At 69.6% G+C, this 12,833-nt stretch carries 13 protein-coding genes; 6 read left to right on the plus strand and 7 right to left on the minus strand.

The window, feature by feature from the left end; translation table 11 throughout:
* Positions 1–8 precede the first annotated feature (8 nt).
* From ACFQVC_RS11830 to ACFQVC_RS11840, 3 genes are all read left to right on the plus strand, one after another.
* Positions 9–269: a UBP-type zinc finger domain-containing protein gene (locus tag ACFQVC_RS11830; RefSeq protein WP_381829841.1), complete on the plus strand. Its 261-nt coding sequence runs from the start codon at positions 9–11 to the stop codon at positions 267–269.
* 247 nt (positions 270–516) lie between these two features.
* A complete protein-coding gene (locus ACFQVC_RS11835; protein WP_355835710.1) occupies positions 517–930 on the plus strand; it encodes an ATP-binding protein in 414 nt (137 codons plus the stop codon).
* Positions 927–1,925, plus strand: a complete 999-nt coding sequence (locus tag ACFQVC_RS11840; RefSeq protein ID WP_381829843.1) for an RNA polymerase sigma factor SigF — start codon at positions 927–929, stop codon at positions 1,923–1,925. Before ACFQVC_RS11835 ends, ACFQVC_RS11840 begins: the two co-directional genes overlap by 4 nt.
* A 117-nt stretch (positions 1,926–2,042) precedes the next feature.
* Here the strand turns inward: ACFQVC_RS11840 and ACFQVC_RS11845 are convergent, their stop codons facing one another.
* Positions 2,043–2,462: a hypothetical protein gene (locus ACFQVC_RS11845; protein WP_381829845.1), complete on the minus strand. Its 420-nt coding sequence runs from the start codon at positions 2,460–2,462 to the stop codon at positions 2,043–2,045.
* Positions 2,463–2,547: 85 nt separating this feature from the next.
* On the opposite strand from ACFQVC_RS11845, the gene ACFQVC_RS11850 reads away from it, so the two are divergent.
* Both ACFQVC_RS11850 and ACFQVC_RS11855 read left to right on the plus strand, forming a co-directional pair.
* Complete coding sequence (locus ACFQVC_RS11850) at positions 2,548–3,516, plus strand: diacylglycerol/lipid kinase family protein (protein WP_381829847.1); 969 nt, start codon at positions 2,548–2,550, stop codon at positions 3,514–3,516.
* 317 nt (positions 3,517–3,833) lie between these two features.
* A complete protein-coding gene (locus ACFQVC_RS11855; protein ID WP_040248489.1) occupies positions 3,834–4,091 on the plus strand; it encodes a WhiB family transcriptional regulator in 258 nt (85 codons plus the stop codon).
* Between the two features lie 253 nt (positions 4,092–4,344).
* On the opposite strand, the gene ACFQVC_RS11860 is transcribed toward ACFQVC_RS11855, so the two are convergent.
* The 3 genes from ACFQVC_RS11860 to ACFQVC_RS11870 all read right to left on the minus strand — a co-directional run bounded on the left by ACFQVC_RS11860 (position 4,345) and on the right by ACFQVC_RS11870 (position 8,050).
* Entirely contained in the window at positions 4,345–5,811 is a 1,467-nt protein-coding gene (locus ACFQVC_RS11860; protein ID WP_381830533.1) for a PAS domain-containing sensor histidine kinase, read from the minus strand.
* A gap of 408 nt (positions 5,812–6,219) precedes the next feature.
* Entirely contained in the window at positions 6,220–6,876 is a 657-nt protein-coding gene (locus ACFQVC_RS11865; protein ID WP_381829850.1) for a TetR/AcrR family transcriptional regulator, read from the minus strand.
* A gap of 103 nt (positions 6,877–6,979) precedes the next feature.
* Positions 6,980–8,050, minus strand: a complete 1,071-nt coding sequence (locus tag ACFQVC_RS11870) for an SIS domain-containing protein (protein WP_381829852.1) — start codon at positions 8,048–8,050, stop codon at positions 6,980–6,982.
* 523 nt (positions 8,051–8,573) lie between these two features.
* Between ACFQVC_RS11870 and nagB the strand changes: the two genes are divergently transcribed.
* Positions 8,574–9,359 carry a glucosamine-6-phosphate deaminase gene (gene nagB / locus ACFQVC_RS11875; protein ID WP_381829854.1) on the plus strand — a complete coding sequence of 262 codons (786 nt, stop codon included), beginning with the start codon at positions 8,574–8,576 and terminating at the stop codon, positions 9,357–9,359.
* A gap of 143 nt (positions 9,360–9,502) precedes the next feature.
* On the opposite strand, the gene ACFQVC_RS11880 is transcribed toward nagB, so the two are convergent.
* The 3 genes from ACFQVC_RS11880 to ACFQVC_RS11890 are packed head-to-tail and all read right to left on the minus strand — an operon-like array spanning position 9,503 to position 12,818.
* Positions 9,503–10,984, minus strand: coding sequence for a glycoside hydrolase family 3 protein (locus ACFQVC_RS11880; protein ID WP_381829856.1), 1,482 nt, complete (start codon positions 10,982–10,984; stop codon positions 9,503–9,505).
* 8 nt (positions 10,985–10,992) lie between these two features.
* Complete coding sequence (locus tag ACFQVC_RS11885; RefSeq protein ID WP_381829858.1) at positions 10,993–11,832, minus strand: carbohydrate ABC transporter permease; 840 nt, start codon at positions 11,830–11,832, stop codon at positions 10,993–10,995.
* Positions 11,829–12,818 carry a carbohydrate ABC transporter permease gene (locus ACFQVC_RS11890; RefSeq protein ID WP_381829860.1) on the minus strand — a complete coding sequence of 330 codons (990 nt, stop codon included), beginning with the start codon at positions 12,816–12,818 and terminating at the stop codon, positions 11,829–11,831. Before ACFQVC_RS11890 ends, ACFQVC_RS11885 begins: the two co-directional genes overlap by 4 nt.
* Positions 12,819–12,833 lie beyond the last annotated feature (15 nt).

Raw genomic sequence — 12,833 nt, forward strand, 5'->3', positions numbered from 1 at the left:
TGGCAATCATGAACGAGTGCTCTCACGTCTCCCTCTTGCCGCACCCGGAGCCCGCGCCGCTGAGTGAGACCTGCCTGGAGTGCGAGGCCGCCGGCAGCCACCCCGTGCAGCTGCGCCTGTGCCTGTCCTGCGGGCATGTGGGCTGCTGCGACTCCTCGCCGTTCCAGCACGCTTCACAGCACTTCAAGGAAACGGGCCATCCCGTGATGCGAAGCTTCGAGCCCGGCCAGAGCTGGCGGTGGTGCTTCGAGGACGGTTCGATCGTGTAGGGCCTGGGTACGTCAACCCGGCGCGCGCTGTTTCCAATTGGGCCCGCGAAACCCCTAGCCACTGTCCGTACCCGTAGGCTTACTATGAGTGAACAAACGGGCCGGGGGTCCGCCGGGACACGGAACGTGGGAGCGCGATAGCGTCACCGCTGAACACGCAGCGCGTTTCCCGTGCGACGCTGTGCCGGACCGCCGCCGAGCGGCGGGCCGGAACCCCGAACGTGCTTGTACCACCTTGGAGGTGAGGGTGTCCCAGATCGCAGGCGAGCCCGCGACTCAGGACTTCGTGGAAGTCCGGCTGCCGGCCGCGGGTGCCTACCTGTCGGTGCTGCGTACGGCCACGGCCGGTCTCGCGGCGCGCCTTGACTTCACCCTGGACGAGATCGAAGACCTCCGTATCGCGGTCGACGAGGCCTGCGCGATCCTGCTGCAGCAGGCCGTGCCCGGCTCCGTACTCAGCTGCGTCTTCCGGCTCGTCGACGACTCGCTCGAGGTCACGGTCTCGGCCCCCACGACCGACGGCCGGGCACCCGAGCGGGACACCTTTGCCTGGACTGTCCTTTCGGCCCTCGCGGGCAAGGTCGACTCCACGGTCGCCGACGACAGGACCGTCTCGATCAGCCTGTACAAACAGCGCGGCGCGGGACCCGGGCCGGCGTGAGGGACGGGGACGGGCCGGTGCGTGACGAAGAGCGCAGCACATGGGGTCTGCCCGCCGAGAACACCGACGGCAGGGGCGGACGGCCGGGAACCCGGCGCGTCATCCCCGAACAGCAGGCCCGGCCGCACCCGGAGGAGCCGGGGACTGCGGAGCAGGCACAGCGCGATGACAAGGGCGAGCGCCAGGTCGGCGGCGGGCGACGGGCGGGACACATGACAGAGCACGGGCACCACCACGATCCGCAGGACCGCAGCGGCGCGCGGGCGATGTTCCTCGAGCTGCGCAAGCTGCCCGACGGCAGCCCGGAGTACGCGGAGCTGCGCAATCAGCTCGTCCGTATGCATCTGCCCCTGGTCGAGCATCTGGCCCGCCGCTTCCGCAACCGCGGCGAGCCCCTCGACGACCTGACGCAGGTGGCGACGATCGGACTGATCAAGTCCGTGGACCGCTTCGACCCCGAGCGCGGCGTCGAGTTCTCCACCTACGCGACACCCACCGTCGTCGGCGAGATCAAGCGGCACTTCCGCGACAAGGGCTGGGCGGTCCGCGTACCGCGCCGGCTCCAGGAACTGCGCCTGGCGCTGACCACGGCGACGGCGGAGCTCTCGCAGCAGCACGGCCGCTCCCCCACGGTGCATGAACTCGCCGAGAAGCTGAGCATCTCCGAGGAAGAGGTCCTGGAGGGGCTGGAATCGGCCAATGCCTATTCCACGCTCTCCCTCGACGTCCCGGACACGGACGACGAGTCCCCGGCGGTGGCCGACACCCTGGGCGCGGAGGACGAGGCCCTGGAGGGCGTCGAGTACCGCGAGTCCCTCAAGCCGCTCCTGGAAGATCTCCCTCCGCGGGAGAAGCGAATTCTGCTGCTCCGCTTCTTCGGGAACATGACGCAGTCCCAGATCGCGCAGGAGGTCGGCATCTCACAGATGCATGTCTCCCGCCTCCTGGCCCGCACACTCGCCCAACTGCGGGAGAAGCTGCTCGTGGAGGAGTAGTCCCGCCTCACCGGCGGACGGCGTGAACCCCGAGGTGGACGGACCGTCCGAGGTAGACGGACGTAGACGACCGTACGCAGACGCACAGACGCAGACGAACGGACGTAGACAGAAGGACTACCTCGGGCCGATACCCAGAGCCTTGGTCGTGGCCGGATTCACCAGAAGCACCAGCGCCGTCACCGCCACCACGGCGAGTGCGATACCCGCCGGAATCGCCATGCTGTCCGCCTGCAGCAGCTGCCAGGCCACCGGAAGCGCCATGATCTGCGTGATGATCGCGGGCCCCCGGCTCCAGCTGCGGAGCTTCAGGAGGCCACGGGCGGCGAGCAGCGGAAGCACCGCGAGCGCGATCATGGTGATCCCGCCGGTGACCGCCTGCTGGACGTTGTCCGCCCCGCCCGCCGCACCCTTCACGACGAGATATCCGCCCGCGACCACGAGCGCGAGGCCTTCGAGCGCGGCGAGCGCCGCGGCGGCGGTCAGCCGCGGGGGGCGCGGGTCCTGGGGGCTTGGATTCTGCTCAGCACTGCTCACCCCAGCAGGGTAGCCCCGCCCTCCCGGGAGCCCTGTGGCCACCTGGGTCTGGGCCAGGTAAAGAGCGGTGGGTACCCTGCTTCGCATGCGTGCACTCCTCGTGGTCAACCCGGCGGCAACCACCACCAGTGCCCGCACGCGGGACGTTCTGATCCATGCCCTCGCCAGTGAGATGAAGCTGGAGGCGGTGACCACCGAGTACCGCGGCCACGCCCGCGATCTGGGCCGGCAGGCCGCCGAGAGCAAGGACATCGAACTGGTCGTCGCCCTCGGCGGCGACGGCACGGTCAACGAAGTGGTGAACGGCCTCCTCCACCACGGCCCGCGCCCCGACGCCCTGCCCGGACTCGCGGTCGTACCGGGCGGCTCGACGAATGTCTTCGCCCGCGCACTCGGCCTCCCGAACGACCCGGTCGAGGCCACCGGAGCCCTGCTCGACGCCTTGCGCAGCGGCAGTCAACGCACGGTCGGGCTCGGCTTGGCCGCGGGCACGGAAGGCACCGAGGACGAAGCGGCACCGGCGCGCTGGTTCACGTTCTGCGCGGGGCTCGGCTTCGACGCCAGCGTGATCGGCCGGGTCGAAAGGGAACGCGAACGCGGCAAGCGTTCGACCCATGCGCTCTACGTACGGCAGATGCTGCGCCAGTTCCTCGACGAGCCCAACCGCCGGCACGGCACCATCACCCTGGAGCAGCCGGGCGAGGACCCGCTGAGCGACCTCGTACTCGCCATAGTGTGCAACACCTCGCCCTGGACCTACCTGGGTAATCGCCCGGTCTACGCGTCCCCTCAGGCCTCCTTCGACGCCGGTCTCGATGTGCTCGGGCTGAGCAAGCTCTCCACTCCCGCCGTGGCCCGATACGCCACTCAGCTGCTCACTTCAACCCCCGAGCGCGGCCCGCACGGCAAGCACGCGGCCACCCTCCACGATCTGACGGACTTCACCTTGCAATCGAAGGTCCCGCTTCCCTTCCAGATGGACGGTGACCACCTGGGGCTGCGAACGAGCGTGACGTTCACAGGCGTACGCCGTGCACTGCGTGTGATTGTGTGAGTGGAAGGGCCTAAAGTCCTTTCACTCGAACGTTTAGGCCAGGCTCCACCCCATAGAAGTACGGCTGTGACCTAGCCGACACCGAGGAATCAAAAAAAACTTTCCGGAAGGGGTTGTATCCGCCGCCGAGGTTTGCGAATCTCTTCTTGGCGCTCAGGACGGCCCGCAACATCGGCCCCACAGAGAGCCCGAACCCCCTCTCTCACACAGGACCTACACCAGGCGACTGGTGGTTGGCCCTTCCCTTGCGGGGGGATTCGTGAAAGCGTTCACATTCACAAGCAACCTGCACGTAATACCAAGGAGAGGTAGCAGCCATGGACTGGCGTCACAACGCCGTTTGCCGCGAGGAAGACCCCGAGCTGTTCTTCCCCATCGGCAACACCGGTCCTGCGCTGCTGCAGATCGAGGAAGCCAAGGCCGTCTGCCGCCGCTGCCCCGTCGTGGAGCAGTGCCTGCAGTGGGCGCTCGAGTCCGGCCAGGACTCCGGCGTCTGGGGTGGCCTCAGCGAGGATGAGCGTCGCGCAATGAAGCGCCGCGCCGCCCGCAACCGGGCCCGCCAGGCCAGCGCCTGACACCCGCGCCCCGTACGAGCCTGAGCCCGGCGGCGCGTACAGCGAGTACGCATCTCCCGCCCCCGAGCCGCAGCGCGCAGTACCCCCCGATGCGCTCAGCAACGTGAGCTTTGAGCCCCGGACCAAAAGGTCCGGGGCTTACTGCTGTTCCGGGGCCGGAAGGCGAGGGAAGCGGCGGCGTCAACTCCGGGTGCGTACACGCCACTTCTGAGTGCAAGCAATTTCCGCCGTACGACCGGCCTCTGCGTAAGCGCTACTTCTCGGCGCGGACCGGGATGTCCAGGATCACCTGGGTGCCGCGCTCCGGGGCCGGGACCATGTCGAAGGTCCCGCTCAACTCGCCCTCCACCAGGGTGCGCACGATCTGCAGGCCCAGATTGCCCGCGCGGTGCGGGTCGAAGCCGGCGGGCAGACCCACGCCGTCGTCCTGGACGGTGATGAGGAGACGGGCCTCCGCGCGCGTGCCGCCGCGGACCGCGGAGACCTCGACCGTGCCGTGGTCGCCCTCGCGGAAGCCGTGCTCCAGTGCGTTCTGCAGGACTTCGGTGAGCACCATCGACAGCGGGGTGGCGACTTCGGCGTCCAGGATGCCGAAGCGGCCGCTGCGCCGGCCGGTGACCTTGCCCGGCGAGATCTCGGCGACCATCGCGAGGACACGGTCGGCGATCTCGTCGAACTCCACCCGCTCGTCCAGGTTCTGGGACAGCGTCTCGTGCACGATCGCGATAGAGCCCACGCGGCGTACCGCCTCTTCGAGGGCTTCGCGGCCGCGGTCGGACTCGATGCGGCGGGCCTGCAGACGCAGCAGGGCCGCGACCGTCTGCAGATTGTTCTTCACCCGGTGGTGGATCTCCCGGATGGTGGCGTCCTTGGTGATCAACTCGCGCTCGCGGCGACGCAGTTCGGTGACATCGCGCAGCAGGACGAGGGAGCCGATACGGGTTCCCTTGGGCTTCAGCGGGATGGCGCGGAGCTGGATGACGCCGTCGTCCCCCTCCACTTCGGTCTCGCGCGGCGCCCAGCCACTGGCCAGCTTGACCAGGGCTTCGTCCACCGGGCCGCGGGACGGGGCGAGTTCGGCGGTGGCCCGGCCGAGGTGGTGGCCGACGAGGTCGGCGGCGAGGCCGAGGCGGTGGTACGCGGACAGGGCGTTCGGCGAGGCGTACTGCACGATGCCGTCCGCGTCCAGGCGGATCAGGCCGTCGCCGACGCGCGGCGACGCGTCCATGTCGACCTGCTGGCCGGGGAAGGGGAAGGAACCGGCGGCAATCATCTGCGCGAGGTCGGAGGCGCTCTGGAGATACGTCAGCTCCAGGCGGCTCGGCGTACGGACCGTGAGCAGGTTGGTGTTGCGCGCGATGACGCCGAGTACGCGGCCCTCCCTGCGTACCGGAATGGACTCGACCCGGACCGGGACCTCCTCGCGCCACTCCGGGTCGCCCTCGCGGACGATGCGGCCCTCGTCGAGCGCGGCGTCCAGCAGTGGGCGGCGCCCGCGCGGGACGAGGTGGCCGACCATGTCGTCCTGGTAGGACGTCGGACCGGTGTTGGGGCGCATCTGGGCGACGGACACATAACGGGTGCCGTCACGTGTGGGGACCCACAGGACCAGGTCGGCGAAGGAGAGGTCGGAGAGCAGCTGCCACTCCGAGACCAGCAGATGCAGCCACTCGAGATCGGTGTCACCGAGGGCCGTGTGCTGGCGTACGAGTTCGTTCATGGAGGGCACGTGTGCGAGCGTACCTTTCGCCTCGGACAGCGCGGACCCGCGCCGCTTCCGGTCCTCGCGGGCCCCAAAACACCCGCGGGCCGCGGCACCTGGGAGGGACCCTCAGCCCTCCCGGCACCGCAGCCCGGAGCAGTTCCGGCCGTCGGGTGTGCGGTCCCGTGCGGCCGAGAGAGGTCTCCGGCGCGGTCAGGGCAGAGAGCGCCGGGGGCCTCACTCCGCTCTTCTGTGCGGGAAGAGCGGAAGCTTTACCTGTGCATTGTGGACTAGACCATTCTCCGATGTCCATGCGTCAGCGGAGGTTTGTTCTTGTTTCTTTCTCCGAGACGCACAGCCTTCGTCTCCGGGCGCCGCGGGATGCACCCGGAGCGCGCCCGGAGCGCACCTGGAAGACCTCCGGCGCTACTTCCCCTCGGGCGGCCAGGCCGCCATGGACAGCTCGGCCACGCGCTCGAGCTCCTCGCGTGTGGCGCCGTCGCGGGCCTGCTGGGACATGCCCTGGAACACGGCCGCCACGTAGCGGGACAGGACCGCGGCATCGGTGTCCGCCGGCAGCCGCCCCGCCGCGATGTCCGCGCGGATACGGCTCTCGAAGGCCGCGATGTTGGAGGTGCGCCGCTCCCGCAGGGTCTCTTCCACTTCCGGGGTCGTGCAGTTGGTGGCGGCGTGGATGACGAGGCAGCCGTGCGGACGGTCGGGGGCGGTGAACTCGGCGGCCGCCTCGCGCAGTACCCGGCCGAGCGCCGCCTTCGCGGTCGGCTCCTCTTCCAGGGCGCGGGTGCCGAAGGAGCCGTATTTCTCCAGGTACTCCGCGAGGACCTCTTCGAAAAGGGTGCGCTTGTCACCGAAGGCGGCGTACAGGCTGGGCGGGCCGATACCCATGGCGCGGGTGAGATCGGCGACCGACGTCGCTTCGTAGCCGCGCTCCCAGAACGTCCAGACGGCCTGGTCAAGGGCCTGCGCACGGTCGAAGGAACGGGGGCGGCCGCGCTGCTTGGCCGTGGCCGCCCGCTGCTCCGCCGCCGATCGTTGCTTCGTCGCGGCTGGTTTCGTCACCATGAGTGAATTGTATAGCGGGCACTAGAAAACTTGACCCGGGGCGGCCTACTGTTCTTTTTGTAACGAGCGATAGGGAAAGGGAGGTGCGCCGGATCGGTGAAGGTCAGTGCGTCTCCGTCACCTTGGCCAGGGCGCGTGGGGCGTCGGGGTCCTGGCCACGGGCGATGGTGACCTCGTAGGCGAGCAGTTGGAGGGGGATGATCTCCAGGATCGGCTGAAGTTCCTCGGGCACGCCCGAGGTGGGCAGGTCGAAGCCGGCCGAGGCCTGCTCGACCTGGGCCCTGGGCCCGATGACGACCAGATCGGCGCCGCGGCCGCGCAGCCGGTCGAGCACGGGCTGCAGCGCCTCGCCGCCCTTGCCGTCGGTGACGACCGCGATGACCGGCGAGATGTTGTCGACCATGGCGAGCGGCCCGTGCAGCAGGTCGGCGCCGGAGTAGGAGAGCGCCGGGATGTAGCTGGTCTCCATCAGCTTGAGGGCGGCTTCCTTGGCGGTCGGATAGCCGTAGCCGCGGGAGGTGATGACCATGCGCTCGGCGAAGCGGTAGCGGGCGGCCAGCTGCTTGATCTCGCCCTGGCGGGACAGGAGTTGGGCGGCCAGGTCCGGGAGGGCGGCAGCCGGGGCGCCGTCGCCGTCGCGCAGTCCTTCGACAAGGAGATAGAGGGCGAGAAGGGAGGCCGTATAGGTCTTGGTGGCGGGCAGGGCCCTCTCGGGTCCGGCCAGGATGTCGATGTGGTGCTCGGAGACCGCGGCCAGCGGCGAGTCCGGGTTGTTGGTGACGGCCAGGGTGAGCGCGCCCGCATCGCGCGCGGCGCGGGTGGACGCGACCAGGTCCGGTGAGCCGCCCGACTGGCTGACGGTGATGACCAGGACATCGGCGAGATCGGGCTTGGCGCCGTAGGCGGTCGTGGTGGACATGGAGGCGAGGCCACAGGGCAGACCCAGCTGGATCTCCAGGAGGTACTTCGCATAGAGCGCGGCGTTGTCGGAGGTGCCGCGGGCGGTGAGCAGGACGAAGCGGGGCTTCTTCGCCGCGATCAGCCGGGCCACCTCGCGGATTCTCGGGGCGCCCTGCTCGAGGATGCGGCGCAGGACGGCCGGTTGCTCGGCCATCTCCCCGGACATGATCCGGCCGGGCTGCTCGCTGTGCGGCGCGGATGTGGTGACGGACATGCGGGGTGCCTCCCAGTCTTCACGGTGCCTTCGCCGGCGGGGTGCCCGGCGTTCGCGTCGGGGGTGCGTGCTGGTGGGGGTGCGGGGTGCTAGGTGCCGGGTGCCGGGTGCCGGGTGCCCGGTGGATCGCGGGCACCCGCCGTGCGGTTCGCCGAGCAGCCGGTGGTTCGCCCCGGGGTGCGCGTGGACTGCCCGGTGTCCGCCGCCGTGCGGATTGCTGAGCGGGCGCCGTGCGGATTGCTGGGCGCGGGCGCCGTCGCCGTGCGGATCGCGGGGTGGCGCCGTGCGTCGGGGTGCGGCTTGGGGTTGTCGGTGCCCCGAGTCGGGCGCCGTGTGGCGTCGGCGCGGGGCTGTGTCGGGCCTGGCTACTGGCAGTCGACCACGAGGGGGCGGGGGGCCGCCAGCCGGAGCAGTTCGGGGCGCGGGTTGGCGTGAGCTCTGTTAGATTGGTCTATACCACACGGCTCAGGACTACGCAGATCCATACGCGTGCACATCCACTACCCAGATCGGCAGGCCCAGCGTGGAAGTTGTCATCGTCAAGGACGCCAAGGCGGGCGGAGAGCTCATCGCGGGGGCCATCGCGGACCTGCTGGCCCGCAAGCCCGACGCGCTGCTCGGCGTGGCCACCGGCTCGACCCCGCTGCCCATCTACGACGCCCTGATCGCCAGGACCGGCGCCGGTGACGTGGACGCCTCGCGGGCGCGGATCTGCCAGCTCGACGAGTACGTCGGGCTGCCCGCAGGGCACCCGGAGTCGTATCGCGCGACCGTGCTGCGCCAGGTCGTGGAGCCGCTCGGGCTGCCGGAGAGCCAGTTCATGGGTCCGGACGGCAGCGCGGACGACGTGCAGGCGGCCTGCGAGGCGTACGACAAGGCGCTGGCCGAGGCCGGCGGGGTCGATCTGCAGATTCTGGGGATCGGCACCGACGGGCACATCGGGTTCAACGAGCCGTGCTCCTCGCTCGCCTCGCGCACCCGGATCAAGACGCTGATCGAGCAGACCCGGATCGACAACGCGCGGTTCTTCGACGACGACATCGACCAGGTTCCGCACCACGTGATCACCCAGGGGATCGGAACGATTCTCGACGCCCGTCATCTGGTGCTGCTCGCCACCGGTGAGGGCAAGGCGGAGGCCGTGGCGCAGACCGTGGAAGGGCCGGTCTCCTCGCTGGTGCCCGCCTCCGCGCTGCAGCTGCACCGGCACGCGACGGTCGTGGTGGACGAGGCGGCCGCGTCCAAGCTGAAGCTGGCGGACTACTTCCGGCACGCCTTCGACAACAAGCCTGACTGGCAGGGTATTTGAGCCTGGCCCAGGGGTACCTAGGGATACCCAGGGACGCCCAGGGGACGCAGCTCCGCTGGAACGGGCCGGGTGCCGCTTCGTGCGGCGCCCGGCCCGTTCGTGTTGCGCAGACCTGCCGAGTGATGCGTGGCGCGGCGCGCGGCTCACGCGCCGGTGATCGCCTCCGCCGCCGCGACTCCGCACACCCTGGCCGCGCCGTACGTGGCGATGTGCAGCGCGCCGCGTGGTGCGGACTGCGGTACGCCCATCTCGACCACCACCGTGTCGGGGCGGGCGGTGAGGAGCGCGTCCAGGGCCCCGGCCATCCAGGCGTGCCGGTGCGCGTCGCGGACCACGGCGACGATCCGGCGCTCGCCCGCGGCGGCCAGGACCTCCGCCGGGTCGTCGTCGGCCCCGTAGCTGCCGGTCGCCGTGCCGGGGAGCAGCCGGGCCAGTTCGGCGGCGACGCCCCACGGGGTCTCGTCGCCGACCGCGATATTGGCCATGGGCGTGAAGGCGGCGACGTAGGCGGGTGAAGTGAGCGGTGTGTGCTCGCCGTTGACGGTCACGGCGAGGGCGCGGCGGGCCGCGACCTGGCCGATGTCACGGCCGACACCGCTTTCGACACGTACCGCCGCGGCGGTCCACTCCCCCAGGGCGCGGACTCTTGCGGCCGCGTCGGCGAGGCGCTCCTCGGGCAGTTCGCCGGCCCGGACCGCGTCGACGAGGGCGTCCCGGAGGCGCAGGACGGTGTCCTCGTCGGCGAGGCCGCCGCCCACGCAGATCGCGTCGGCACCCGCGGCGACGGCGAGGACGCTGCCGCGTTCGATGCCGTACGTCGCGGAGATGGCCTGCATCTCCATGCCGTCGGTGACGATCAGGCCGTCGAAGCCCAGTTCCTCGCGGAGCAGTCCGGTGAGGATGCGCCGCGAGAGGGTCGCCGGGCGGTCCCGGTCGAGGGCCGGGAGCAGGATGTGGGCGCTCATGACGGCCTTGGTGCCCGCCGCGACGGCCGCGCGGAAGGGGGCCAGTTCGCGCTCCCGCAGCACCTCGAGGGAGGCGTCGATACGGGGCACCGCGTGGTGCGAGTCGACCGCCGTGTCGCCGTGGCCCGGGAAGTGCTTGGTGCAGGCGGCCACTCCGGACGACTGCAGTCCGGTGACATAGGCGGCGGTGTGCCGGGAGACGAGATCGCGGTCGGCGCCGAAGGAGCGTACGCCGATGACGGGGTTGTCGGGGTTGGAGTTGACGTCGGCCGACGGCGCCCAGTTGAGGTTGACGCCGGCGGCGGCGAGGCGGCGGCCGAGTTCGGCGGCCACGTCGCGGGTCAGCGTCACATCGTCGACCGCGCCGAGCGCGTGGTTGCCCGGGAAGGAGGAGCCGGAGCGGACCTCCAGGCGGGTGACGTCGCCGCCCTCTTCGTCGATGGCGACCAGGACGTCGTCACGCTCGGCTCGCAACTGGGCTGTGAGCGTGGCCAGTTGCTCGGGCGAGGCGATATTGCGGCCGAACAGGCCGACCGAGCACAGGCCCTCGCCGATCCGGCGGAGCAGCCACTCGGGCGCGCTGGTGCCGACGAAACCGGGCTGCAGGACCGCCAGGGCGTCGCGGGTCAGGGTGTCGGTGCCACGGATGAGTGTCGTCATACGGCGGGTTATCCCTTCACGGCGCCTGCGGTCAGACCGCTGACGGCCTTGCGCTGCAGGAAGAGGAAGAGGAGCAGGATCGGGATGGCGAAGAGCGAGGAGGCGGCCATGGTGGCGCCCCAGTCGTCGCCGAAGACGGTCTGGAACTTGGAGATCCACAGCGGCAGGGTCTGCGCCTCGGCCTGCTTGTTGAGGATCAGCACCATCGGGAACTCGTTCCAGGCGGTGATGAAGCCGAACAGCGAGGTCGCCATCAGGCCGGGTGCGAGCAGCGGCAGGATCACCTTGATGAACGCCTGCGGCCTGCTGCAGCCGTCGACCATGGCCGACTCCTCCAGGTCCTTGGGGATGGCCCCGACGAAGCCGCGCAGCGTGAGCAGCGTGAAGGGCAGCACCATCATCATGTAGAAGAGGGTGAGCGGGATCAGGCTGTTGAGCATGTCGGCGTCGCGGACCAGCATGTAGATCGCGATCACCATGACTTCCCAGGGCGCCATCTGCGCGAGCATGAAGCCGACGATGAAGCCGCGCCGGCCCTTGAACCGCATCCGGGCGAGTGCGAAGGACGCGAACAGCGCGATGACCAGGGAGAAGCCGACGGCGAGCACGGTGACGGTGACGGAGTTGCGCACCAGCGTCCAGAAGTTGTCCGCACTGACGGCCGTCTTGAAGTGCTCGAAGGTGAAGTCGAGCGGGAACCAGACCGGGTTCTCGCTGATGATGTCGCCGGTCGGCTTGAAGGCCGTGGCGAACATCCAGTAGACGGGGAAGACAAAGCCCACGAAGAGCACGACGGCCAGGGCGTTGGGCCAGATACGGCTGATCCTCGATGAAGTCGAGCGGCTCACAGCTCGTCCTCCTCTTGCTTGAGCACCACGCGAAGGTAGTACGCGGTCAGGGCGAGCAGAATCACGATGGTGAGCAGCGCGATGGCGGAGCCCATGCCGAAGTGCTGGTTGCCGAAGCCCTCGATGTACGCGTACACGGGCAGGATCTCGGTGAGCCGGTCGGGGCCGCCCTCGTTGATCGCGAAGACCTGGGTGAACGCCTTGAAGACCCAGATGATCTCCAGGAACGTGGTCGCGTAGAGGAAGGGCCGCAGGAACGGCATGGTGACCGAGGTGAAGCTCTTCCAGGGGCCGGCGCCGTCCAGGGCCGCGGCCTCGTAGAGCTCCTTGGGGATGGTGGTCGTGGCGGCGTACAGGTTGATCGCCACGAACGGGATGGACTGCCAGACGATGAGCAGCGTGACCACCGAGAAGGTGGAGAACTGGGTGCCGAGCCAGTTGTGGTCGGCCATCGAATGGAAGCCGAGCTTGTCGAGCACCCAGTTGACGACGCCGAAGCGCTGGGCGAACAGCCACTGGTAGACGGTGGTGCCCGCGATCGGCGGCATCGCCCAGGCGAGCACGAGGCCGATCAGGAGCGTCAGCCGCATCCTCTTGCCGAGCCGGGCGAGCAGCAGTCCGACCAGGGTTCCGAAGATCATGATCAGTACGACGTTGGCGCCGGTGAACAGGATCGAGCGGACCGTGACCCGCCAGAACTCCGAATTGCCGAGCGCCTCGGTGTAGTTGTCGATGCCGTTCCACTCGGTGAGGTGCTGGATCAGCTGCCTCATATTGAGGTTCTGGAACGACAGGAGCCCGTTCTTGACCAGCGGCCAGCCGAGCAGCAGCAGGGTCGCCGCGAGGGCGGGAAGCAGCAGCAGATAGGGCACGAGTGCGGTGGTGCGGGACCGCGGCGCCGCGTTCTTGCGCGGTCGCCCTCCCGCACCGTCCGCCTTCAGCACCTCCGCCGGGCGGGAGTCCTGGCGTTCGGTCTGCACGGTCATGCTCGCCATCTCTTT

Origin of the sequence: Streptomyces monticola (genome assembly GCF_042665355.1) — a bacterium.
Classification (GTDB): Bacteria; Actinomycetota; Actinomycetes; order Streptomycetales; family Streptomycetaceae; genus Streptomyces; species Streptomyces monticola.